The sequence below is a fragment of the Klebsiella sp. HMSC16A12 genome (assembly GCF_001808265.1).
GTDB lineage: Bacteria > Pseudomonadota > Gammaproteobacteria > Enterobacterales > Enterobacteriaceae > Klebsiella > Klebsiella pneumoniae.
Genome location: NZ_KV792561.1, coordinates 120,879 through 144,250 on the forward strand (window position 1 = coordinate 120,879; position 23,372 = coordinate 144,250).

The following is a 23,372-nucleotide window of genomic DNA, read 5'->3' on the forward strand; positions in this document are numbered from 1 at the left end:
ACATAAAGAAGGCGACCACCGTGGTCGCCTTTTCTGTTATTACGCCTCGCCGCCGAAGCTCGTCGGTTTATTGCGGACGCTCCTTTAGCGGAAAACGGCGACGCACCAGCACAAAGAACAGCGGCACGAAAAAGATCGCCAGCACGGTGGCGGAGATCATCCCGCCCATCACTCCGGTGCCGGCCGCATGCTGGCTGCCGGAACCGGCGCCGGTGCTGGTCGCCATCGGCAGCACGCCGAAGATGAACGCAAGCGAGGTCATCAGGATGGGGCGCAGGCGCTGACGGCAAGCCGACAGCGTGGCGCTGAGCAGATCCTGGCCCTTCTCGTTGAGCTCATTGGCGAACTCGACGATCAGAATGGCGTTTTTCGCCGACAGGCCGATCACCGTCAACAGACCCACCTGGAAGTACACGTCATTCTCCAGCCCGCGCATCCAGGTCGCCAGCAGGGCGCCAATCACCCCCAGCGGCACCACCAGCATCACCGAGAACGGCACTGACCAGCTCTCGTACAGCGCCGCCAGGCACAGGAACACCACCAGCAGAGAAATCGCGTACAGGGCCGGCGCCTGAGCGCCAGAGAGGCGTTCCTGGTAGGACATGGCGGTCCATTCGAGGCCAAAGCCTGTGGGTAACTGCGCGGCCAGCTTCTCCATCATGTCCATCGCGGTACCGGTACTGATACCCGGTGCCGCCTCACCGACGATCTCCACCGCTGAGTAGCCATTGTAGCGCTCCAGCCGCGGCGAGCCGGTCTCCCAGCGCGAGGTGGCGAAGGCCGAGAATGGCACCATCGTGCCGCTGCTGTTGCGCACGTACCAAAGATTGATATCGTCAGGCAGCATCCGGTATTTCGCCGCCGCCTGGACGTAGACTTTCTTTACCCGGCCGCGATCCATAAAGTCGTTGACGTAGCTCGACCCCCACGCGGTTTGCAGCGTATCGTTGATGTCGTCAATGGAGACGCCCAGCGCCTGCGCTTTACGCTGATCGATATCGACCTGCAGCTGCGGACTGTCATCGAGCCCGTTATGCCGGACGCGGGTCAACAGCGGATTTTTCCCGGCCAGCTCAAGTAGCGTATCGCGCGCCGCCATCAGCGCATCGTGCCCCTTCCCGGCATGATCCTCCAGCTCCATATCGAAGCCTGCCGAACTGCCGAGGCCGCTGATCGCCGGCGGGCTGCTGGCGATAACCCGCGCTTCGTTAATCTGATTAAACGCTTTGGTGGCGCGTTCAATAATGGCAAAGGAGGTGCCGGTTTGCGGGTCGCGCTGGTCCCAGTCTTTGAGACGAACGAACATACGGGCCACGTTCTGCCCATTGCCGCCGGGGCCGGAGCCAACGGTAGCGAACACCGACTCGACGTTCTGCTTCTCGTTATTGAGGAAGTAATCTTCCGCCTTCTGCACCACCTTCAGCGTCTGCTGCTGGGTGCTGCCGCTCGGCAACTGGACCGAGGTGGTGAACATCCCGCGATCCTCCAGCGGCAGGAACGAGGTCGGCAAATGCAGAAACAGGAACACCATCCCGCCGAGCAGGACGACGTAGATCAGCATCCAGCGCAGCGAGCGGTGCAGGATTTTGCCGACGAAGGTTTCGTAGCGGCTGGCGCTGCGGTTGAAGGTGCGGTTGAACCAGCCGAAGAAGCCTGTTCTTTCATGGGATTCACCTGGCTTAACCGGCTTAAGCAGCGTGGCGCAAAGGGCAGGGGTGAGGATCATGGCCACCAGCACCGAGAGGATCATCGCCGCGACGATAGTGATTGAGAACTGGCGATAGATGGCGCCGGTGGTGCCGCCGAAGAAGGCCATCGGCACAAATACCGCCGACAGCACCATCGCGATCCCCACCAGCGCGCCCTGAATTTGTCCCATCGATTTGCGGGTCGCCTCGCGTGGCGACAGGCCCTCCTCGCTCATGATGCGCTCGACGTTCTCCACCACCACGATGGCGTCATCCACCAGCAGGCCGATCGCCAACACCATCGCGAACATCGTCAGGGTGTTAATGCTGTAACCACAGGCATACAGCACCGCGAAAGTGCCCATCAGCACCACCGGCACGGCGATGGTCGGGATCAGGGTGGCGCGGAAGTTCTGCAGGAACAGATACATCACGAGGAAGACCAGCAGGATCGCCTCCAGCAGGGTTTTCACCACGTCGATGATAGAAGCCTTCACGAAGGAGGTGGTCTCGTAGGCGACCTTATATTCCAGACCGTGGGGGAAAAACTGCGCCAGCTCATTGAGGCGATTGATCACGCGCTCCGCGGTGGCCATTTCGTTGGCGCCGGAAGCCAGCTTGATCCCGAGGCCTGAGGCCGGCTGGCGGTTGTAGCGGCTAAGATAGTCGTACTTCTCCGCCCCCATCTCGACGGTGGCGACATCGCCCAGCGTCACCTCTGAACCATCCTGATTGACGCGCAGAGTGATATTGCGGAACTGCTCTGGGGTTTGCAGCAGAGATTGCGAGTTGATGGTGGCGTTCAGCGCTTGCTTATCGACCGAAGGCGTCCCGCCAAGCTGGCCGACGGCAATCTGGGCGTTCTGCGAACTGATGGCGTCGGTAACATCCTTGGTGGTCATCTGGTAGCTGTTGAGCTTCGCCGGGTCGAGCCAGATGCGCATTGAGTATTGCGAACCGTAGGCGTCGATATCCCCCACGCCGTTGACGCGGCTGAGCGGGTCCTGGATGTTACTGGCGACGTAGTCGGCGATATCTTGTTTATCCATACTGCCGTCAGTGGAGACGAAGGCGAGCGTCAGGATATTGGTATCACCGGTCTTGCGCACCGTCACCCCCTGGTTTTGCACCGCCTGCGGCAGCTTACGCATCGCCGACTGTAGCTGGTTCTGAACCTGCTGCACGGCTTCATCCGGGTCGGTACCGGCGGTAAAGCTGAGGGTGATCGTCGCCTGGCCGGTGGCGCTGCTCTGGGAGGACATATACATCAGGTTATCGAGGCCGGTCATATTCTGTTCGATAACCTGAGTGACGGTATTCTCCAGGGTTTGCGCGGAAGCGCCGGGATAGTTGGCGGTGATCCGCACATTCGGCGGGGCGAGGTCGGGATACTGTTCAACCGGCAGCGACAAAATGGCAAGGGTGCCCGTCAGGCATAACAGGATTGCCAGCACCCATGCAAAAATGGGGCGATCGATAAAGAAATTCGCCATCAGAATAAAAACCTCATATGCACATTTTCTTGTTATTGCACAGCCTGTGCCACTTTAGCGCCAGCCTCTCCGGCAATCGTGGAGAAATTAAGGAGATAGTGTAATTTATCATGTTGCTTTTGCCGTATCGTAAAGAAACCTCGAGCTTTCCTGCCAGCAGGTAGCGAGTCTGCTTCGTCACCGCAGACCGGCGCATTATCCCTTGCCGGTGTGAAACCTCATTTCATTTAAGTCAAAAAAATTGATCCAAAACGGATTCTCTCCAGAAAAAGTTTATCCTGGGCAATTGGACATTGTTCCGGCGTCATCTTGTCGGGTAATAAATAGGCATGCGCATTGAGGGGTTATTCACCAAGAAGACAAAAGGAAGCCATGAACCACTTTATTTTGAGCGATAGCCGAAAGTGCATCGGCTGCCAGGCCTGCGAAGTGGCCTGCGTGATGGCGCATAACGAGGAGCAACACGTGCTGACCCCGCAGCGCTTTTTGCCACGTATCACCGTGATCAAAGCGGAGGGCCAGCGTAACGCCATCACCTGCCGCCACTGCGAGGACGCCCCCTGCGTCCGCAGTTGTCCCAACGACGCCATCGCCCAGTCCGGCGACAGCGTTCAGGTCCGTCAGGAGAAATGCATTGGCTGTAAATCCTGCATGGTGGCCTGCCCGTTCGGGGTGATGCAGGTGGTGGTGACGCCGCAGGCCGCAGGCCTGGTGAAAGCCAGCGCGCACAAGTGCGATCTATGCCAGGGCCGCGAGGCGGGGCCGGCCTGTGTGGAAAACTGTCCCGCGCAGGCGCTGACCCTCGCCGACGATGAGACGTTGATCACCCTGGCGAAGCAGCGGCGACTGCGCTCGGCATGCCAGGAGGTGCAGCCGTGGCAGCGCGCTACGTCGCTCTGCAGCCAGCCCAATGCTGGCGCGAAGGTCAGGCAAATGGCGATGACGCCCCCGCGCGGGGAGCCGGATAAGCTGGCGGCGGAGGTGCGTAAGAGCCACTTTGAGGAGATCTATCAGCCGTTCACCCCGCAGCAGGCGCAGCAGCAGGCCGCCCGCTGTCTCACGTGTGGGGAGCACAGTATTTGCGAATGGACCTGCCCGCTGCATAACCATATCCCGCAGTGGATCGAGCTGGTTAAAGCGGGGAATATCGCCGCCGCGGTCGCGCTTTCCCATCAGACCAACTGCCTGCCGGAGATCACCGGCCGCGTCTGTCCCCAGGACCGGCTGTGTGAAGGCGCCTGCACCCTGCGCGATGAAAGCGGGGCAGTCACCATCGGCAATATTGAGCGCTATATTTCCGACCAGGCGCTGGCCAGCGGCTGGCGTCCGGACCTTTCGCAGGTTAAGCCGAGCGGCAAGCGGGTGGCGATTATCGGCGCCGGGCCTGCCGGGCTGGCCTGCGCCGATATGCTGGTGCGCCACGGCGTCCAGCCGGTGGTCTTCGACCGTCATCCGGAGATTGGCGGTCTGCTGACCTTCGGCATTCCGGCGTTCAAGCTGGATAAATCGCTATTGGCCCGGCGGCGGGCGATCTTCAGCGAGGTGGGTATCCGCTTTGAGCTCAATTGCGAGGTGGGGAAAGATATCTCCATGGCGACACTGCTGGCCGATTATGACGCGGTGTTCGTCGGCGCCGGAACCTATCGCTCCATGAAGGCGGGGCTGCCGAACGAAGAGGCCCCCGGGGTCTACGATGCGCTGCCGTTCCTCATCGCCAACACCAAACAGGTGATGGGGCTGGCGGCATCGGCGCAAGAGCCTTATGTCAACACCGCCGGGCTGAACGTGGTGGTGCTGGGCGGCGGCGATACGGCGATGGACTGCGTGCGCACCGCGCTGCGCCACGGCGCCCGCCAGGTGACCTGCGCCTATCGGCGAGATGAAGCCAACATGCCGGGCTCGAAAAAAGAGGTCAAAAACGCCCGCGAAGAGGGGGCGCTCTTTGAGTTTAACGTCCAGCCGGTGACGCTTGAGCTGGACGAGAAAGGGCGAGTTAACGGGGTTCGCTTTTTGCGCACCGAGCTGGGCGCTCCGGACGCCGGGGGAAGACGCCGCCCGACGCCGATCCCCGGCAGCGAGTTTGTTATGCCGGCAGATGCGGTGATCATGGCCTTTGGCTTCCATCCGCACCGCATGCCCTGGCTGGAAGCGGCGGGGGTGGCGCTGGACAGTCAGGGGCGTATTAAAGCCGGAGTGGAGAGCCGTTACCGTTATCAGACCAGTCAGGAGAAGATCTTTGCCGGCGGCGATGCCGTGCGCGGCGCAGACCTTGTAGTGACGGCGATGGCGGAAGGCCGCCACGCGGCGCAGGGGATCCTGGACTATCTGGCGCGGAAAACGACGCCGCTTCACTGACGACAAACCCGGCTCCGCAGCGTAGTATGAGGGCGTCCTTTTACGCTGTGGGGTCGGTATGTCACTCAATATTCACGTCATTAAAGATAAAATCCTCTCTGAGAACTGGTTCGTACTACGCAACATGACCTATGAGCTGACGCGGGCGGACGGCAGCGTCGTGCGCCACAAGCGCGAGGTCTACGATCGCGGCAATGGCGCCACCGTGCTGCTGTATAACCGCCATAAGCAGACGGTGGTCCTGGTGCGTCAGTTCCGTGTCGCCACCTGGGTCAATGGCAATCATGACGGCATGCTGATTGAAACCTGCGCCGGGCTGCTGGACAACGACGAGCCGGAAGCCTGCATTCGTAAAGAGGCGGTGGAAGAGACCGGCTACGAAGTGGGCGAGGTGAGAAAGCTGTTTGAGCTGTTTATGTCGCCAGGGGGCGTCACCGAGGTAGTGCATTTCTTTATCGCCGAGTACAGCGACGCGCAGCGAACCACCAGCGGCGGCGGGGTGGATGATGAAGCCATCGAGGTGCTGGAGCTGCCTTTTAGCCAGGCGCTGCAGATGGTCGCTGACGGGGAGATCCGCGACGGTAAGGCGGTCATTCTGCTGCAATATCTGCAAACCTCCGGCCTGATGTCGGGGAACTCTGACAAATCCGATTGAGTAACCCGCTGCCGTTGTCCAGGATAGGCGCCGTGGTCGGGTTTATCTGGGGTCGGGCGGTTCATGCTTTTTCGCGTCATCTTTTTCCTTTTTCTGGCGGTGCTGCCTTGCTCGCAGGCATGGTCGGCACCGACGCAGCAGCGCTTCAACGACTGGCTGGTCACCTGTAACAACCAAAATTTCTGCGTCACCCGTAACGTGGGGCTGCATCATGGCCTGGTGATGACCCTCAGCCGCAGCGCTGGGGCAGTCACTGACGCCAGTCTGCGTATCGAGCTGGGCGGCACCGGCAATCCAGTGGCGACGCTCGCGCCGATAGCGCCGCGCCTGCTGCTGGATGGTAAACCGCTGTCCCTGACCGACAAGCGCTGGCACATTGAAGATAAGCTCATTAAAACCGCCGACAGCGTGACGATCGATGCGTTTCTCCAGCAGGTTCAGGAGGGTAAAGCGCTCTCGCTGGCCAATGGCCTGCAGACCATCTCCCTGCAGGGGTTGAAAGCGGCTCTGTTTTTTATCGACGATCGGCAAAAGCGGGTAGGTAGCGAAACGGCCTGGGTCGGCAAAGGGGAAGAGCCGCCGCTCAGCGTACCGCCGGCGCCGGCGCTGCGCGCGGTGGCGAGCGCGGAAACGGCGCAGTCGCCGCTGGGGCGTGAGGAGCTCAACGATCTGATGGACTACGGTAATGAGCGGATGACCAACAGCCACTGTTCCCTCGATCCCTTCCGCCGTGAAATTCGCGTTACTGCGCTGACGGATGACAAAGTGCTGCTGATGACCAGCTGCGAATCCGGCGCCTACAACACCGTCTGGCTGGCTTGGCTGGTCTCCCGCCAGCGCCCCTATGTCGCCCGTCAGGTGCGGCTAACGTTGCCATTTCAGCCGCCGGGCGAGGCGCCGCGTGAGATTGAGCTGATCAACGCCAGCTATGATGACCGCCGCCATGAGCTGGTGACCCTGGACAAAGGCCGCGGGGCCGGCGATTGCGGGATCCAAACCCGCTGGCGTTTTGACGGCCAGCGGTTCAGCCTCTCCCGCTACGCGCAGCAGCCGACGTGCGACAACTGGCAGGGGCCAGATGCCTGGCCCACGCTGTGGATCACCCGTTAAGCACCTGTTCGGCGGTGGCGACGATATGGTCGACCGTAAAGCCAAAGAACGGGAACAACTGCTCTGCCGGGGCGGATTCGCCATAGCCGGTCATGCCGACGATCTTGCCTTTTAAGCCGACATATTTATACCAGTAGTCCGCTATCCCGGCTTCGACCGCCACCCGGGCGCTGACGTCCGACGGCAGCACCGATTCGCGCCAGGCCTCATCCTGGGCGTCAAACACATCAGTGGAAGGGAGCGAGACGACCCGCACATTTACCCCTTTGGCCAACAGTTTTTCCGCGGCCAGGACGGTGATCTCCACTTCCGAGCCGGTGGCGATGAGGATCAGGTCGGGCTTGCCGCCGGCATCCTTAAGCACGTAGCCACCCCGGGCGATATCCTGCACCTGTTCCGGGGTACGCGGCATCTGCGCCAGGTTTTGTCGCGACAGGATCAGCGCCGTCGGCCCGCCCTGTCGCGCGATAGCCGCCTGCCAGGCGACGGCGGTCTCCACCTGGTCGCAGGGGCGCCAGGTGCTGAAGTTGGGCGTCAGCCGCAGACTGGCCAGCTGTTCCACCGCCTGGTGCGTCGGCCCGTCTTCCCCAAGACCGATCGAGTCATGGGTATAGACCATGATCTGCCGGGCCTTCATCAGGGCCGCCATGCGCGCGGCGTTGCGGGCGTATTCCACAAACATCAGGAAGGTCGAGGTATACGGAATGAAGCCCCCGTGCAGGGCGATGCCGTTGGCCACCGCGGTCATGCCAAATTCGCGCACGCCGTAGTGGATATAGTTGCCCGCAGGATCGTCTTTAATCGATGTCGATCCAGACCAGATGGTCAGGTTACTCGGCGCAAGATCCGCAGAACCGCCCAGCAGTTCCGGAAGGTGCGGGCCGTAGGCGTTCAGCGCGTTTTGCGAAGCCTTGCGGCTGGCGATTTTCGCCGGCTCGGCCTGCAGTTTCGCCACGTAGTCGCGGGCGGTCGCGGCAAAGTCTTCCGGCAGGGCGCCATTCATACGTCGGGTCAGCTCAGCGGCCAGCTCCGGGAACTGCTGCTGGTAGGCGGCGAATTTCTCGTTCCAGGCGTGCTCCGCTTTTTCCCCGCGCGGACGCGCATCCCAGCCCGCGTAGATCTCTTTCGGGATCTCGAACGGAGGATATTTCCAGCCAAGCTGCTGGCGGGCCAGCGCTACCTCTTTTTCGCCAAGCGCCGCCCCGTGAGACTCCTCTGAGCCGGCTTTGTTGGGCGAACCGAAGCCGATGATGGTCCGGCAGATAATCAGTGACGGTTTATCTTTCACCGCCTGCGCTTCCGTTATCGCCTGTTTGATAGCCTGCGGATCGTGGCCGTCGATATCGCCTATGACGTGCCAGTGATAGGCGCGGAAGCGTTCCGCCGTATCATCGGAAAACCAGCCTTCGGTTTTGCCGTCGATGGAGATGCCGTTGTGATCGTAAAAACCGATCAGCTTGCCCAGTCCGAGCGTGCCGGCCAGCGAACAGGCCTCATGGGAGATCCCCTCCATCAAACAGCCATCGCCCATGAACACCCAGGTGTGATGGTCAATGATCTCATGGCCGGGGCGATTAAACTGCGCCGCCAGCGTCCGTTCGGCGATGGCCATCCCGACGGCGTTCGCCAGCCCCTGGCCCAGCGGGCCGGTGGTGGTTTCCACCCCAGGGGTATAGCCATGCTCCGGGTGGCCGGGCGTTTTAGAGTGCAGCTGACGGAACTGCTTCAGTTCAGACAGCGGCAGATCGTAGCCGGTCAGGTGCAGCAGACTGTAGAGCAGCATCGACGCGTGGCCGTTGGACAAGATGAAACGGTCGCGGTCCACCCAGTCAGGGTTCTGCGGATTGTGCTTGAGAAAATCGTTCCACAGCACTTCGGCAATATCAGCCATCCCCATCGGCGCACCGGGATGGCCGGAGTTGGCTTTCTGCACGGCGTCCATACTCAGGGCGCGGATGGCGTTGGCAAGCTCTCTTCGGGACATATTTTTCTCCGTGAGACTAAAGTGACAGTTTGGCGGCAAGCAGATCTTCCAGTTTGCGCTGATCGACGGCGAACAGGCGGATCCCCTCCGCTAGCTTTTCGACCGCCATCGGATCCTGATTATGTTCCCAGCGGAACTCCGCTTCACTGAGCGGCACCGGACGCGGCAGGATCTGGCTGGCAGGGATCAGTTTGCGCACCACCGGGGTATCGCTGGCCTGCAGCTCTTTTAATAAAGGCGGGGCGATGGTCAACCGGTCGCAGCCGACCAGCGCCAGGATCTGCTCGGTGCGGCGGAAGCTGGCGCCCATCACGATGGTGTTGTATTTATGCTGTTTGAAATAGTCATAGATATTGCGCACCGATTTCACCCCCGGATCTTCCTCCACCACGTAAGGCTCCAGCGGTTTGCGCGCCTGATACCAGTCATAAATACGCCCAACGAACGGGGAGATGAGATAAACCCCGGCCTCGGCGCAGGCCCGGGCCTGGGCGAAGGAAAACAGCAGCGTCAGGTTGCAGTGGATCCCCTCTTTCTCCAGCACCTCCGCGGCGCGGATCCCCTCCCAGGTGGATGCCAGCTTGATCAGGATCCGCGACTTATCAATGCCCATCTCCTGATACAGCGCCACCAGGTGGCGAGCCTTCTCGATACTTTTCTCGCGGTTGAAGGAGAGCCGGGCGTCCACCTCGGTGGAGACCCGCCCGGGAATGCTTTTGAGGATCTCCGCGCCAAAATTGACCGCCAGCTTATCGCAGGCGTGAGCCACCTGCGCTTCGCGGCCGCCACCCTGTTTTTTGGCCCAGGCGATAGCGTCGTCGATGAGGCCGCTATAGGACGCCAGGCCGGCGGCCTTCAGCAGCAGAGAGGGGTTGGTGGTGGCGTCTTCCGGATGGTAGTGGCGGATGGATTCGATGTCTCCGCTGTCGGCGACCACCGTGGTGAACTGCTTGATGCTGTCTAACTGATTCATGGATAAGTCCTCCTGGAACAAGGTGTTACATGAGTGCTTGCCGGTATACGGTATAAACATTGATGAGGTACATAACCAAAAAGCATAGCAGACAGGGCTATTATTGGCGGCGAATCCGGGTAACATAACCGCTATAAATTGATAACAACAAAATCATAACGATGGCCAGAGTTTGGCGGTGTTCAAAGTTTATCGCCCCGCCAGGAGGGATACTGTCTGCCACTGAAAGGTGAACGACAGGATGGTCATCACGCTTTTCCCCTACGAACGATACGTGAAAGAAAGGAATAGAAAATGGATGAGCAGTTAAAACAGAGCGCCCTCGACTTCCACGAATTTCCGGTTCCCGGAAAAATCCAGGTCTCGCCGACCAAACCTCTCGCCACCCAGCGCGATCTGGCGCTGGCCTACTCGCCGGGCGTCGCAGCCCCCTGCCTGGAAATCGAAAAAGATCCGCTGGCCGCCTACAAATACACTGCCCGTGGCAACCTGGTGGCGGTCGTCTCCAACGGCACCGCGGTGCTGGGGCTCGGCAACATCGGCGCGCTGGCCGGTAAGCCGGTAATGGAGGGCAAAGGCGTCCTGTTTAAGAAATTTGCCGGTATCGATGTGTTTGATATCGAAGTCGATGAGCTGGATCCGGACAAATTCATTAACGTCGTCGCCGCCCTCGAACCAACCTTCGGCGGTATCAACCTGGAAGATATTAAAGCGCCGGAGTGTTTCTACATCGAGCAGCAGCTGCGCGAGCGGATGAATATCCCGGTCTTCCATGACGATCAGCACGGCACGGCGATCATCAGCACCGCGGCGATCCTCAACGGTCTGCGCGTCGTCGAGAAGAATCTGTCCGACGTGCGGATGGTGGTCTCCGGCGCGGGCGCGGCGGCGATCGCCTGTATGAATCTGCTGGTGGCGCTGGGGATGCAAAAGCACAACATCGTGGTCTGCGATTCGAAAGGCGTTATCTATAAAGACCGTGAGCCGAACATGGCGGAAACCAAAGCGGCCTATGCGGTGGAAGACGACGGCAAACGCACCCTCGATGACGTGATCGACGGCGCCGACATTTTCCTCGGCTGCTCTGGCCCGAAAGTGCTGACTCAGGAGATGGTGAAGAAGATGGCGCGGGCGCCGCTGATCCTCGCCCTGGCCAACCCGGAGCCGGAAATTCTGCCGCCGCTGGCGAAGCAGGTCCGCGATGACGCCATCATCTGTACCGGCCGCTCCGACTACCCTAACCAGGTCAACAACGTACTTTGCTTCCCGTTCATCTTCCGCGGCGCGCTGGACGTCGGCGCGACGGCGATCAACGAAGAGATGAAGCTGGCGGCGGTGCATGCAATTGCCGAGCTGGCCCATGCCGAGCAGAGCGAAGTGGTGGCCTCCGCCTACGGCGATCAGGATTTAAGCTTTGGTCCGGACTACATCATTCCGAAACCGTTCGACCCGCGGCTGATCGTCAAGATAGCCCCTGCGGTGGCGAAGGCGGCGATGGATTCCGGCGTGGCAACGCGCCCCATCGCTGATTTTGACGCCTATATCGAGAAGCTGAGCGAGTTCGTCTATAAAACCAACCTGTTTATGAAGCCTATCTTCTCTCAGGCGCGCAAAGAGCCGAAGCGCGTGGTGCTGGCGGAAGGGGAGGAGACCCGGGTGCTGCACGCCACCCAGGAGCTGGTGTCTCTGGGACTGGCCAAACCGATTCTGGTGGGGCGCCCGAGCGTGATTGAAATGCGCATCCAGAAGCTGGGCCTGCAGATCAAGGCCGGTGTTGACTTTGAGATCGTCAATAATGAATCCGACCCGCGGTTTAAAGAGTACTGGAGCGAGTACTACCAGCTGATGAAGCGCCGCGGCATTACCCAGGAGCAGGCGCAGCGGGCGGTGATTAGCAACACCACGGTGATTGGCGCCATCATGGTTCATCGCGGTGAAGCGGATGCGATGATCTGCGGGACTATTGGCGAGTACCACGATCACTACCGCGTGGTGCAGCCGCTGTTTGGCTATCGCGACGGCGTCAGCACCGCCGGGGCGATGAATGCGCTGCTGCTGCCGAGCGGCAACACCTTTATCGCCGATACCTATGTCAATCACGATCCGTCGCCGGAAGAGCTGGCGGAGATCACCCTGATGGCGGCGGAAAGCGTGCGACGCTTTGGTATTGAACCGCGCGTGGCGTTGCTGTCGCACTCCAACTTTGGCTCTGCCGACTGTCCGTCAGCCAGCAAAATGCGTAAAACCCTGGAGCTGGTGAAGGCCCGCGCCCCGGAGCTGATGATCGATGGCGAAATGCATGGCGACGCCGCGCTGGTGGAAAGCATCCGCAACGATCGCATGCCGGACAGCCCGCTGAAGGGGGCGGCCAATATTCTGGTGATGCCGAATATGGAAGCCGCCCGGATCAGCTATAACCTGCTGCGCGTCTCCAGTTCGGAAGGGGTGACCGTCGGGCCGGTGCTGATGGGGGTGGCGAAGCCGGTGCATATTCTGACGCCGATCGCCTCCGTACGCCGGATCGTTAATATGGTGGCGCTGGCGGTTGTTGAAGCGCAAACCGAACCGCTGTAATTTTCTATTTCCCCCGTTTACGCGCGGATCCGTTTCCGCGCGCAATATCAGGCAGGCCGGTGAGTAAAAAACGCTGAGCCTGCCTTTTTAATTCCGCCGCAATATTATTTTCTCTCCTGAGTGATCCACTTCACCTTTTAACCCCACTTGCCGAAATTTGTTATTTGCCGCGCTGAAATGTCGTCACCATGAGGACAGATTTCAGGGGGCAATCAGTCATGGATAAAGAACGCATTATTCAGGAATTCGTACCAGGCAAACAGGTCACGCTGGCGCATCTGATTGCCCACCCGGGAGCTGAGCTGGCGAAAAAGATCGGCGTACCCGAATCCGGCGCGATCGGCATTATGACGCTGACGCCGGGAGAAACGGCGATGATCGCCGGCGATCTGGCGATGAAGGCCGCCGACGTGCACATCGGTTTTCTCGACCGGTTTAGCGGCGCGCTGGTGATCTACGGCTCGGTCGGCGCGGTGGAGGAGGCGCTTCTGCAGACCATCGGCGGATTAGGCCGCTTATTAAATTATACCTTGTGCGAATTAACGAAAAGTTAATTGAGAGCGACCATGAAGCGTATTGCGATTGTCGGCGCCGTCGGTGCAGGAAAAACCACGTTATTTAATGCCCTGCAAGGGAATTATTCCCTCGCCAGAAAAACGCAGGCGCTGGAATTTAACGATCGTGGCGACATCGATACACCCGGGGAATATTTCAGCCATCCGCGCTGGTATCACGCCTTAATTACCACCTTGCAGGATGTGGACACCCTGATTTATGTCCATGCGGCCAATGATACCGAAAGTCGCTTGCCACCCGGGTTGCTGGATATTGGCAGCCGAAAGCACCTTATCGTGGCGATCAGCAAAACGGATCTGCCGGATGCCAACGTCGCCGCGGTGCGGCAGCTGCTGGACGGGATGGGGTTTCAGGCGCCGGTTTTCGCCCTCAACGGTTGCGATCCGCAAAGCGTTGCGCCGCTGGAAAATTACTTGAGTGAGCTCAGCCAAAAGGAGGAAGGGCCAGGTGAAGAAACTCATTACCGCTAACGATATTCGTGCCGCCCACGCGCGCGGCGAACAGGCGATGTCAGTAGTTCTGCGCGCCAGCATTATCACCCCGGAAGCGCGCGAAGTCGCCGAGCTGCTGGGATTCACTATCACCGAAGACGATGGCGCCGCGCCGGCGGCGACAGCGGCGGACAGCGACAAAACGGAAAGCCAGCGGATCCGGGAAACCATCCTGGCGCAGCTGCCGGAAGGCCAGTTTACCGAAAGCCTGGTGGCGCAGCTGATGGAAAAGGTGATGAAGGAGAAGCAGTCCCTGGAGCAGGAGGCGATGCAGCCGGGATTTGACTCCGTGACCGGCAAAGGCGGCATCAAAGTGATCGACGGCAGCAGCGTGAAGTTTGGCCGCTTCGACGGCGCCCAGCCGCACTGCGTTGGCTTAACGGACCTGGTGACTGACCAGGATGGCAGCAGCATGGCGGCCGGATTTATGCAGTGGGAGAACGCCTTCTTCCCGTGGACGCTGAACTACGACGAAATCGATATGGTGCTGGAGGGCGAGCTGCATGTGTGCCATCAGGGGGAAACGCTGGTCGCCAAAGCGGGGGACGTCATGTTCATCCCGAAAGGCTCCAGCATCGAATTCGGTACCCCGTCGACGGTGCGCTTCCTGTACGTCGCCTGGCCGGCAAACTGGCAATCGCTATGAACGATTTCATTACCGAAGCGTGGCTCAGAGCGAATCATACGCTCAGCGAAGGCGGTGAAATCCATCTTCCTGCCGATGCCCGCCTGACGCCCTCGGCGAGGGAACTGCTGGAAAGTCGGCATCTGCGGGTCAAATTTCTCGACCGCCAGGGGCGCCTGTTTGTCGAGGATGACGAACAGACGCCGCAGCCGGTGCATGTCCTGACCAGCAGCGACCATCCGCCCCAGGCCTGCTGCGAGCTTTGTCACCAGCCGGTGGGCAAAAAGCCGGACACCTTAACTCATCTGACGGCCGATACCCTGGTGGCGAAAAACGATCCGCGGCTGGCCTTCCGCGCGGTGCTGGACAGCACCATCGCCCTGACGGTGTGGCTGCAAATTGAACTGGCGGAGCCCTGGCAGCCGTGGCTGACGGATATCCGTTCGCGGCTGGGCAACATCATGCGCGCCGATGCGCTGGAGGAACCGCTGGCGGCGCAGTCGATAGCCGGATTCAGCGAGGCGCAGCTGCATCGTCTGTCCCATCAGCCGCTGCGTTACCTGGGTCACGATCACCTGGTGCCGGAGGCCCGCCATGGGCGCGATGTCGCGCTGCTTAATTTGCTGCGCGGCAAAGTGCGCGAGGCGGAGGTGACCGCGGCGCAGGTGTTTATTACGCCGCAATTTGCGGTCCAGCGTGCCGATATTCTACAGGCGCTCAACCGCCTTTCCAGCGCGGTCTACGTGATGATGATCCTGGGCGTGACGGACTCGCCGCCGGCGCTCAGCCAACTGCAGCAGCTGGGAGGTGAAGATGATCATTGACCAGTGTCGCAAACTGGCGCTGCGCGCCCCCGCCAGGGTGGTGTTCCCGGATGCGCTGGACGTCCGCGTGTTGAAGGCGGCGCATTATCTGCAGCAGCAGGGCCTGGCGCATCCGATCCTCGTCGCCAGCCCCTTCGCGCTGCGGCAGTTCGCTCTTGGCGAACGTCTGCCGCTGACCGGGGTGCAGGTCATCGATCCGCACAGCAACCTGGCGATGCGCGAGACGTTTGCCGCCGCCTGGCAGGCGCGCGCCGGCGATAAAGCGCCCGCTGACGCGGTCGACAAGCTGGCCGACCCGCTGATGTTCGCCGCGGCGATGGTCAGCGCCGGGCAGGCCGAGGTGTGTATCGCCGGAAATCTCTCGTCAACCGCCAGCGTGCTGCGCGCTGGTCTGCGCCTTATCGGCCTGCAGCCGGGATGTAAAACGCTCTCTTCGCTGTTTCTGATGCTGCCGCAGTATGCCGGACAGCCGCTGGGGTTTGCCGACTGCAGCGTGGTGCCGCAGCCGACCGCGGCGCAGCTGGCGGATATCGCGATTGCCAGCGCCGAGACCTGGCAAGCGATCGCTGGCGAAGCGCCGCGGGTGGCAATGCTGTCCTTCTCGACACACGGCAGCGCCCGGCATCCCTGTGTGGCTAACGTCCAGCAGGCCACGGAGATCGTGCGTCAGCGGGCGCCGCAGCTGATGGTCGATGGCGAGCTGCAGTTTGACGCCGCCTTTGTACCGGACGTCGCTGCGCACAAAGCGCCCGGCAGCCCGCTGCAGGGCCGGGCCAATGTGCTGGTCTTCCCGTCGCTGGAGGCGGGCAACATCGGCTACAAAATCGCCCAGCGGCTGGGCGGATATCGCGCCATCGGGCCGCTGATCCAGGGCCTGGCCGCCCCGCTTCACGACCTCTCGCGAGGCTGTAGCGTAGAGGAAATTATCGAACTGGCGCTGGTGGCGTCGGTACCGCGCCAGACGGACGCAAGCCGGATCCCCGACTCGTCCACGCTGGTTGAATGAATGGTCCCCTTCAGGACCCCTTATGAGAGGAAAACACAATGGAAGCATTAGGAATGATTGAAACCCGGGGCCTGGTTGCACTGATTGAGGCCTCCGACGCCATGGTCAAAGCGGCCCGCGTCAAGCTGGTGGGAGTGAAACAGATCGGCGGGGGCCTGGTGACCGCCATGGTGCGCGGCGATGTCGCGGCGTGCAAAGCCGCGACGGATGCCGGGGCGGCGGCGGCTCAGCGTATCGGTGAGCTGGTCTCTGTACATGTCATCCCGCGCCCGCATGGCGATCTGGAAGAGGTCTTCCCGATTAGCTTCAAGGGCGACAGCAACATCTAACGGGGGAGGGGGTGCCGGAAAGTTCTGGCCGGATAAGACGCCAGCGCGTCGCTATCCGGCCATGAAAAGGCATGAATGCCGGATGGCGTTGCGCTTTTCCGGCCTGCACATCACACGCGGAGACGGACATGAAGCTGGCTGTGGTAACCGGATATGTGGTCTGCACCGTACGCCATGAAGGTCTGGCCCACGACAAACTGCTGATGGTGGAGATGCTCAATGCCCGCGGCGAGCCCGACGGGCAATGCGCGGTCGCCATCGACAGCATCGGCGCGGGATGCGGAGAGTGGGTACTGCTGGTCAGCGGCAGCTCGGCGCGACAGGCGCACGCACACGGCGCCTCTCCGGTCGATCTGTGCGTGATTGGTATCGTGGATGAGGCTGCGGCCGATGGTCAGGTGCTCTTCCATAAGTAGGGTGAAAAATCATGAATCAACAGGACATTGAACAGGTAGTGAAAGCGGTACTGCTGAAAATGAAAGACAGCAGCCAGCCTGCCGGCACCGTTCATGATATGGGCGTTTTTGCCTCACTGGATGACGCTGTCGCGGCGGCAACGGTGGCCCAGCAGGGATTAAAGCGGGTGGCGATGCGTCAGCAGGTGATTCAGGCCATTCGTGAGGCGGGTGAAAAGTATGCCCGTGAACTGGCGGAGCTTGCGGTGACGGAGACCGGCATGGGACGCGTTGAAGATAAGTTTGCCAAAAACGTGGCGCAGGCGCGCGGCACGCCGGGCGTGGAGTGTCTGACTCCGCAGGTGCTCACCGGCGATAACGGCCTGACGCTGATTGAAAATGCGCCCTGGGGCGTGGTGGCCTCGGTGACGCCGTCCACCAATCCGGCGGCGACGGTGATCAACAACGCCATTAGCCTGATAGCCGCCGGCAACAGCGTGGTTTTCGCCCCCCATCCGGCGGCGAAAAAGGTCTCGCAAAGGGCAATTACCCTGCTTAACCAGGCGGTAGTGGCCGCCGGCGGCCCGGCCAACCTGCTGGTGACCGTGGCGAACCCGGATATCGACACCGCCCAGCGGCTGTTTAAGTACCCTGGCATCGGCCTGCTGGTGGTGACCGGCGGCGAAGCGGTGGTCGAGGCGGCGCGCAAACATACCAACAAACGCCTGATCGCCGCCGGGGCCGGCAACCCGCCGGTGGTGGTGGATGAGACCGCCGATCTGCCGCGCGCCGCGCAGGCGATCGTCAAAGGCGCCTCTTTTGATAACAACATTATCTGCGCCGACGAGAAGGTGCTGATCGTGGTCGATAGCGTTGCCGACGAACTGATGCGCCTGATGGAAGGTCAGCAGGCGGTGAAACTCACGGCGGCGCAGGCCGAACAGCTCCAGCCGCTGCTGCTGAAAAATATTGACGAGCGCGGCAAAGGCACGGTCAGCCGCGACTGGGTCGGTCGCGACGCGGGCAAAATCGCCGCGGCGATTGGTCTGCAGGTGCCGGCGCAAACCCGCCTGCTGTTTGTGGAAACGCCCGCCAGCCATCCGTTTGCGGTGACTGAACTGATGATGCCGGTGCTGCCGGTGGTGCGGGTGGCGAACGTTGAAGAGGCCATCGCCCTGGCGGTGCAACTGGAAGGCGGCTGCCACCACACCGCGGCGATGCACTCGCGCAACATCGACAACATGAACCAGATGGCGAACGCCATCGACACCAGCATCTTCGTCAAAAACGGACCGTGCATCGCCGGGCTTGGGCTGGGCGGCGAGGGCTGGACCACCATGACCATCACCACCCCAACCGGGGAAGGGGTGACCAGCGCGCGGACCTTCGTTCGTCTGCGCCGCTGCGTGCTGGTGGATGCGTTTCGAATCGTATAAGGGATGAACATGGCGCACGACGAACAACGCTGGCTTTCGCCGAGACTACAAAAAGCCGCTGCCCTGTGTAACCAGGCGCCCGCCGCCAGCGAGTCGCCGCTGTGGCTGGGCATCGATTTGGGCACCTGCGACGTGGTGTCGATGGTGGTTGACCGTGACGGCCAACCGGTTGCGGTATGCCTTGACTGGGCCGACGTGGTGCGCGACGGCATCGTCTGGGATTTTTTTGGCGCCGTCACCCTCGTGCGCCGACATCTTGCGACTCTCGAGCAGCAGCTGGGCTGCCGCTTCACCCATGCGGCGACCTCGTTTCCGCCCGGCACCGATCCGCGCATTTCGATCAATGTCCTGGAGTCCGCCGGGCTGGAGATCAGTCATGTGCTGGATGAGCCTACCGCGGTGGCCGATCTGCTGCAGCTCGATAACGCCGGGGTGGTGGATATCGGTGGCGGCACCACCGGGATCGCCATCGTTAAACAGGGCAGGGTGACATATTCGGCGGATGAAGCCACCGGCGGCCACCATATCTCCCTGACTCTGGCCGGGAATCGCGGCATCGGGCTTGAGGAGGCGGAGCAGTACAAGCGCAGCCACGCCGGGGAGATCTGGCCGGTGGTTAAGCCGGTGTACGAGAAGATGGCCGAAATTGTCGCCCGACATATTGCCGGACAAGGGATTGTCGATTTGTGGCTGGCAGGCGGCGCCTGTATGCAGCCGGGCGTGCATGAGCTGTTTCGTCAGCGCTTCCCGGCATTACCGGTGCATTTGCCGCAGCACAGCCTGTTTATGACCCCGCTGGCAATCGCCAACAGCGGGAGAGAAAAAGCGGAGGGGATGTATGCAAGCTGAACTGCAGACGGCGCTGTTCCATGCCTTTGATACGCTGAATCTTCAGCAAATGAAAAGCTTCAACGTTCCGCCGGTGACGCTGCACGGCGTCGGCGCGCTGGCGGCCTGCGGTCCGCAAGCGCAGTCCCGGGGCCTTAGGCATCTGTTTGTCATGGTTGACAGTTTTCTCCATCAGGCGGGAATGACCGCCGGGCTGGAGCGTAGCCTGGCGATGAAAGGGATTGCTATGACTCTCTGGCCCTGTCCCGCCGGCGAACCCTGCGTCACCGATGTCTGCGCCGCCGTCGCCCAGCTGCGGGACGCGCGCTGCGACGGCGTGGTGGCCTTTGGTGGTGGATCGGTATTGGATGCGGCGAAGGCGGTGGCGCTGCTGGTCGCCAATCCTGAGCAGACGCTGGGGGAGATGACGGAGCACAGCGAGTTGCGTCCACGTCTGCCGCTGATCGCGGTGCCGACCACCGCTGGCACCGGGTCTGAAACCACCAATGTAACGGTGATTATCGATGCGGTGAGTGGACGCAAACAGGTGCTGGCGCATGCCTCGCTGATGCCGGATGTGGCGATCCTCGACGCCGCGCTGACCGAGGGCGTCCCGCCGCATATCACGGCAATGACCGGGATTGATGCGCTGACCCACGCCGTCGAGGCCTACAGCGCCCGCCACGCCACGCCGTTTACCGACAGTCTGGCGATGGGGGCGATAGCCATGATCGGCGAGGCGCTGCCGAAAGCGGTGGGCTGCGGTCAGGATCTGGCGGCGCGGGAAAACATGCTGCTGGCTTCCTGCATGGCGGGGATGGCGTTTTCCAGCGCCGGGCTGGGGCTATGCCATGCCATGGCGCATCAGCCGGGGGCGGCGCTGCATATTCCACACGGTCTGGCCAACGCCATGCTGCTGCCAACGGTGATGGAGTTTAACCGCATGGTGCGCCGGGCGCGCTTCAGCCAGATCGGCCGGGCGTTAACCGGCAAGAAAACCGATGACCGCGAGGCTATCGCCGCCGTGCGCGAGCTGATCGCCGAGGTCGGTCTGACGATGCGGCTGACGGAGGCTGGCGCGACGTCCGCGCACTACGCCGCCTGGGCGCAAGCGGCGCAGGAGGACATCTGTTTGCGCACCAATCCACGCACCGCCAGCCGGGAGCAGATTATCGAGCTGTACGCGGCGGCGCGATAAATGCCGATTTTCCCGGAGGCGTGTGGCTGTGGCTTTCCCGGCTCGTGCTGCGCTTAGCCGGGCTACAGGATCACAGCCGTCTGCTATGCCGTAGCCCGGGTAAGGCGTTCACGCCGCGGCCCGGGAAAGTCGCCTGAGTGCGGCTAATGTCCCGGTATTCACAGTATCTACAAATCATAAATGACAGGGAGTAAGGGCTATGGGAATTAACGAAATCATCATGTACATCATGATGTTCTTTATGCTGATTGCCGCCGTGGACAGGATCCTGTCGCAGTTCGGCGGCTCGGCGCGCTTTCTCGGCAAACTGGGGAAAAGCATTGAGGGATCCGGCGGTCAGTTTGAAGAAGGGTTTATGGCGATGGGCGCGCTGGGCCTGGCGATGGTCGGGATGACCGCCCTGGCGCCAGTGCTGGCTCATCTGCTTGGTCCGGTGATTATTCCGCTGTATGAGATGCTCGGCGCCAACCCGTCGATGTTCGCCGGCACGCTGCTGGCGTGCGACATGGGCGGTTTCTTCCTCGCTAAAGAACTCGCGGGCGGCGACGTGGCGGCCTGGATGTACTCAGGCCTGATCCTCGGCTCTATGATGGGTCCGACCATTGTGTTCTCCATTCCGGTGGCGCTGGGCATTATCGAACCAACCGATCGCCGCTGGCTGGCGCTCGGCGTGCTGGCGGGCATTGTCACCATTCCCATCGGCTGTATCGCTGGCGGTCTGGTGGCGATGTATTCCGGGGTGGAGATCAACGGCCAGCCGGTAGAGTTTACCTTCGCGCTGATCCTGATGAATATGATCCCGGTGATCATCGTCGCCGTGCTGGTGGCGCTGGGGCTGAAGTTTATTCCGGAAAAAATGATCAACGGCTTCCAGATCTTCGCTAAATTCCTCGTGGCGCTGATCACCATCGGCCTGGCGGCGGCGGTGATCAAGTTCCTGCTCGGCTGGGAGCTGATCCCCGGGCTCGATCCGATCTTTATGGCGCCTGGCGACCAGCCCGGCGAAGTGATGCGCGCCATCGAAGTCATTGGCTCTATCTCCTGCGTGCTGCTCGGCGCTTATCCGATGGTGCTCCTGCTGACCCGCTGGTTTGAAAAACCGCTGATGCGCGTTGGTAATCTGCTAAAAATCAACAATATGGCTGCCGGCGGCATGGTCGCTACCCTGGCGAACAATATCCCGATGTTCGGCATGATGAAGCAGATGGATACCCGCGGGAAAGTGATCAACTGCGCCTTCTCGGTGTCAGCGGCGTTCGCCCTCGGCGACCATCTCGGTTTTGCGGCGGCCAATATGAACGCCATGATCTTTCCGATGATTGTCGGCAAGCTGGTCGGCGGCGTTACCGCGATTGGCGTGGCGATGCTGCTGGTGCCAAAAGATGAAAACGTACCGGCGCCTGCCAACAACGAAGCGGAGGCGCACTCGTGAACACGCGCCAGCTGTTGAGCGTCGGTATTGATATCGGCACCACCACCACGCAGGTGATCTTCTCGCGCCTCGAGCTGGTGAACCGCGCGGCGGTTTCCCAGGTGCCGCGTTATGAATTCATCAAACGCGACATTAGCTGGCAAAGCCCGGTCTTCTTTACGCCGGTTGATAAGCAGGGAGAACTGAAAGAGGCCGAGCTTGAGGCGCTGATTCTGGCTCAGTACCGGGCCGCAGGGATCGCTCCACAAGCGGTGGATTCCGGGGCGATCATCATCACCGGCGAAAGCGCGAAAACCCGCAATGCCCGCCCGGCGGTAATGGCGCTCTCGCAGTCGCTGGGCGATTTTGTCGTCGCCAGCGCCGGGCCGCATCTGGAGTCGGTCATTGCCGGACACGGCGCCGGGGCGCAGACCCTGTCCCGGCAGCGGATGTGCCGGGTGCTCAATATCGATATTGGCGGCGGTACCTCGAACTATGCCCTGTTTGACGCCGGAAACGTCAGCGCCACCGCCTGCCTCAACGTCGGCGGCCGCCTGCTGGAAACCGACGCTCAGGGGCGCGTGGTCCACGCGCACCCGCCGGGGCAGCGGATTGTCGATGCGCTGTTTGGCGCCGGCACTAACGCCCTGGCGCTGACCGCCGGGCAGCTGGCGCAGGTGGCGAGCCGGATGGCGGCGCTGATCGTCGAGGTGATCGACGGCACCCTCTCACCGCTGGCGCAGGGGCTGATGCAAACCGAAGTACTGCCTGCGGGTGTTCAGCCGGAGGTGATTACCCTTTCCGGCGGAGTGGGGGAGTGCTACCGCCATCAGCCCGCCGATCCTTTCTGTTTTTCCGATATCGGGCCGCTGCTGGCCACGGCCCTGCATGAGCATCCGCGCCTGCGTGAGATGAACGTGCAGTTCCCGACGCAAACCGTGCGCGCCACGGTGATTGGCGCCGGGGCGCATACGCTGTCCCTGTCCGGGAGCACCATCTGGCTGGAGGGGGTTCCATTGCCGCTGCGCAATCTGCCGGTGGCTATCCCGCAGGATGCCGCCGATCTGCCGAACGCCTGGCTCCAGGCGCTGACGCAGCTCGATCTGGCTCCCGAGGCGGACGCTTACGTGCTGGCGCTTCCCGCTTCACTTCCGGTGCGCTACGCCACCTTACTGACCGTAATTGACGCCCTGCTGGCGTTTGTCGCCCGCTTTCCCAATCCCCGTCCGCTGCTGCTGGTGGCCGAGCAGGATTTTGGCAAAGCGCTGGGCATGCTGCTGCGGCCACAGCTTCCACACCTTCCGCTGGCGGTCATCGATGAGGTGAGCATCCGGGCGGGAGACTATATCGACATTGGTACGCCTCTTTTTGGCGGATCGGTTGTGCCGGTGACGGTGAAATCACTCGCATTTCCTTCCTGA

General features: G+C 61.5%; 19 protein-coding genes. 16 read left to right on the top strand and 3 right to left on the bottom strand.

The genetic code is table 11. From position 1 onward, the window contains the following. Positions 1-67 precede the first annotated feature (67 nt). Positions 68-3,181 carry a multidrug efflux RND transporter permease AcrD gene (gene acrD, locus HMPREF3140_RS06970; RefSeq protein ID WP_070552894.1) on the bottom strand — a complete coding sequence of 1,038 codons (3,114 nt, stop codon included), beginning with the start codon at positions 3,179-3,181 and terminating at the stop codon, positions 68-70. A gap of 372 nt (positions 3,182-3,553) precedes the next feature. Here acrD and aegA point away from each other — a divergent pair, with 372 nt between their 5' ends. The 3 genes from aegA (at position 3,554) to HMPREF3140_RS06985 (ending at position 7,301) form a co-directional block, all read left to right on the top strand. Beyond that, the gene (aegA, locus tag HMPREF3140_RS06975; protein WP_070552895.1) at positions 3,554-5,536 is read left to right on the top strand and encodes a formate-dependent uric acid utilization protein AegA; all 1,983 of its coding nucleotides are present in this window, start codon (positions 3,554-3,556) and stop codon (positions 5,534-5,536) included. A 58-nt stretch (positions 5,537-5,594) separates the two neighbouring features. Next, complete coding sequence (gene nudK, locus HMPREF3140_RS06980; RefSeq protein ID WP_002913754.1) at positions 5,595-6,191, top strand: GDP-mannose pyrophosphatase NudK; 597 nt, start codon at positions 5,595-5,597, stop codon at positions 6,189-6,191. 63 nt (positions 6,192-6,254) lie between these two features. Next, positions 6,255-7,301 carry a DUF1176 domain-containing protein gene (locus tag HMPREF3140_RS06985; RefSeq protein WP_004149270.1) on the top strand — a complete coding sequence of 349 codons (1,047 nt, stop codon included), beginning with the start codon at positions 6,255-6,257 and terminating at the stop codon, positions 7,299-7,301. Here HMPREF3140_RS06985 and tkt read toward each other — a convergent pair. Both tkt and tal read right to left on the bottom strand, forming a co-directional pair. After that, the gene (gene tkt / locus HMPREF3140_RS06990; protein WP_032412124.1) at positions 7,291-9,285 is read right to left on the bottom strand and encodes a transketolase; all 1,995 of its coding nucleotides are present in this window, start codon (positions 9,283-9,285) and stop codon (positions 7,291-7,293) included. The two genes, HMPREF3140_RS06985 and tkt, sit on opposite strands and share 11 nt — an antisense overlap. 16 nt (positions 9,286-9,301) lie before the next feature. After that, positions 9,302-10,258: a transaldolase gene (tal, locus tag HMPREF3140_RS06995; protein ID WP_004174884.1), complete on the bottom strand. Its 957-nt coding sequence runs from the start codon at positions 10,256-10,258 to the stop codon at positions 9,302-9,304. Between the two features lie 294 nt (positions 10,259-10,552). Between tal and maeB the strand changes: the two genes are divergently transcribed. The 13 genes from maeB (at position 10,553) to eutA (ending at position 23,372) form a co-directional block, all read left to right on the top strand. Beyond that, a complete protein-coding gene (maeB, locus tag HMPREF3140_RS07000) occupies positions 10,553-12,832 on the top strand; it encodes an NADP-dependent oxaloacetate-decarboxylating malate dehydrogenase (RefSeq protein ID WP_004185057.1) in 2,280 nt (759 codons plus the stop codon). A 218-nt stretch (positions 12,833-13,050) separates the two neighbouring features. Then, positions 13,051-13,386: an ethanolamine utilization microcompartment protein EutS gene (gene eutS / locus HMPREF3140_RS07005; protein WP_002913729.1), complete on the top strand. Its 336-nt coding sequence runs from the start codon at positions 13,051-13,053 to the stop codon at positions 13,384-13,386. Between the two features lie 12 nt (positions 13,387-13,398). After that, positions 13,399-13,878: an ethanolamine utilization acetate kinase EutP gene (eutP, locus tag HMPREF3140_RS07010; RefSeq protein ID WP_002913727.1), complete on the top strand. Its 480-nt coding sequence runs from the start codon at positions 13,399-13,401 to the stop codon at positions 13,876-13,878. Beyond that, positions 13,856-14,545 (top strand): ethanolamine utilization acetate kinase EutQ, encoded by a 690-nt coding sequence (gene eutQ, locus HMPREF3140_RS07015; protein WP_032412121.1) that lies wholly within the window; start codon positions 13,856-13,858, stop codon positions 14,543-14,545. Before eutP ends, eutQ begins: the two co-directional genes overlap by 23 nt. Continuing rightward, positions 14,542-15,348 (top strand): ethanolamine utilization cob(I)yrinic acid a,c-diamide adenosyltransferase EutT, encoded by an 807-nt coding sequence (gene eutT, locus HMPREF3140_RS07020; RefSeq protein WP_004890478.1) that lies wholly within the window; start codon positions 14,542-14,544, stop codon positions 15,346-15,348. The genes eutQ and eutT overlap by 4 nt, the downstream gene beginning before the upstream one ends. Further along, positions 15,338-16,354, top strand: coding sequence for a phosphate acetyltransferase (gene pta, locus HMPREF3140_RS07025; protein ID WP_032412119.1), 1,017 nt, complete (start codon positions 15,338-15,340; stop codon positions 16,352-16,354). The genes eutT and pta overlap by 11 nt, the downstream gene beginning before the upstream one ends. Before the next feature lie 38 nt (positions 16,355-16,392). Further along, complete coding sequence (gene eutM / locus HMPREF3140_RS07030; protein ID WP_000387720.1) at positions 16,393-16,683, top strand: ethanolamine utilization microcompartment protein EutM; 291 nt, start codon at positions 16,393-16,395, stop codon at positions 16,681-16,683. A 128-nt stretch (positions 16,684-16,811) separates the two neighbouring features. Further along, on the top strand, positions 16,812-17,099 hold the full coding sequence (eutN, locus tag HMPREF3140_RS07035) for an ethanolamine utilization microcompartment protein EutN (RefSeq protein WP_002913719.1): 288 nt from the start codon (positions 16,812-16,814) through the stop codon (positions 17,097-17,099). A gap of 11 nt (positions 17,100-17,110) precedes the next feature. Beyond that, the gene (locus HMPREF3140_RS07040) at positions 17,111-18,514 is read left to right on the top strand and encodes an aldehyde dehydrogenase family protein (RefSeq protein WP_004152003.1); all 1,404 of its coding nucleotides are present in this window, start codon (positions 17,111-17,113) and stop codon (positions 18,512-18,514) included. A gap of 9 nt (positions 18,515-18,523) precedes the next feature. Next, positions 18,524-19,363, top strand: a complete 840-nt coding sequence (gene eutJ / locus HMPREF3140_RS07045) for an ethanolamine utilization protein EutJ (RefSeq protein WP_004180842.1) — start codon at positions 18,524-18,526, stop codon at positions 19,361-19,363. Next, a complete protein-coding gene (gene eutG / locus HMPREF3140_RS07050; RefSeq protein WP_016947278.1) occupies positions 19,353-20,540 on the top strand; it encodes an ethanolamine utilization ethanol dehydrogenase EutG in 1,188 nt (395 codons plus the stop codon). The genes eutJ and eutG overlap by 11 nt, the downstream gene beginning before the upstream one ends. A gap of 199 nt (positions 20,541-20,739) precedes the next feature. Further along, positions 20,740-21,972, top strand: coding sequence for an ethanolamine utilization protein EutH (eutH, locus tag HMPREF3140_RS07055; RefSeq protein WP_004149260.1), 1,233 nt, complete (start codon positions 20,740-20,742; stop codon positions 21,970-21,972). Beyond that, a complete protein-coding gene (gene eutA / locus HMPREF3140_RS07060; RefSeq protein ID WP_029884016.1) occupies positions 21,969-23,372 on the top strand; it encodes an ethanolamine ammonia-lyase reactivating factor EutA in 1,404 nt (467 codons plus the stop codon). The genes eutH and eutA overlap by 4 nt, the downstream gene beginning before the upstream one ends.

Bases quoted from the DNA above. Each gene is read 5' to 3' on its own strand.
- acrD (WP_070552894.1), bottom strand. From the start codon at position 3,181: ATGGCGAATTTCTTTATCGATCGCCCCATTTTTGCATGGGTGCTGGCA.
- aegA (WP_070552895.1), top strand. From the start codon at position 3,554: ATGAACCACTTTATTTTGAGCGATAGCCGAAAGTGCATCGGCTGCCAG.
- nudK (WP_002913754.1), top strand. From the start codon at position 5,595: ATGTCACTCAATATTCACGTCATTAAAGATAAAATCCTCTCTGAGAAC.
- HMPREF3140_RS06985 (WP_004149270.1), top strand. From the start codon at position 6,255: ATGCTTTTTCGCGTCATCTTTTTCCTTTTTCTGGCGGTGCTGCCTTGC.
- tkt (WP_032412124.1), bottom strand. From the start codon at position 9,285: ATGTCCCGAAGAGAGCTTGCCAACGCCATCCGCGCCCTGAGTATGGAC.
- tal (WP_004174884.1), bottom strand. From the start codon at position 10,258: ATGAATCAGTTAGACAGCATCAAGCAGTTCACCACGGTGGTCGCCGAC.
- maeB (WP_004185057.1), top strand. From the start codon at position 10,553: ATGGATGAGCAGTTAAAACAGAGCGCCCTCGACTTCCACGAATTTCCG.
- eutS (WP_002913729.1), top strand. From the start codon at position 13,051: ATGGATAAAGAACGCATTATTCAGGAATTCGTACCAGGCAAACAGGTC.
- eutP (WP_002913727.1), top strand. From the start codon at position 13,399: ATGAAGCGTATTGCGATTGTCGGCGCCGTCGGTGCAGGAAAAACCACG.
- eutT (WP_004890478.1), top strand. From the start codon at position 14,542: ATGAACGATTTCATTACCGAAGCGTGGCTCAGAGCGAATCATACGCTC.
- pta (WP_032412119.1), top strand. From the start codon at position 15,338: ATGATCATTGACCAGTGTCGCAAACTGGCGCTGCGCGCCCCCGCCAGG.
- eutM (WP_000387720.1), top strand. From the start codon at position 16,393: ATGGAAGCATTAGGAATGATTGAAACCCGGGGCCTGGTTGCACTGATT.
- eutN (WP_002913719.1), top strand. From the start codon at position 16,812: ATGAAGCTGGCTGTGGTAACCGGATATGTGGTCTGCACCGTACGCCAT.
- HMPREF3140_RS07040 (WP_004152003.1), top strand. From the start codon at position 17,111: ATGAATCAACAGGACATTGAACAGGTAGTGAAAGCGGTACTGCTGAAA.
- eutJ (WP_004180842.1), top strand. From the start codon at position 18,524: ATGGCGCACGACGAACAACGCTGGCTTTCGCCGAGACTACAAAAAGCC.
- eutG (WP_016947278.1), top strand. From the start codon at position 19,353: ATGCAAGCTGAACTGCAGACGGCGCTGTTCCATGCCTTTGATACGCTG.
- eutH (WP_004149260.1), top strand. From the start codon at position 20,740: ATGGGAATTAACGAAATCATCATGTACATCATGATGTTCTTTATGCTG.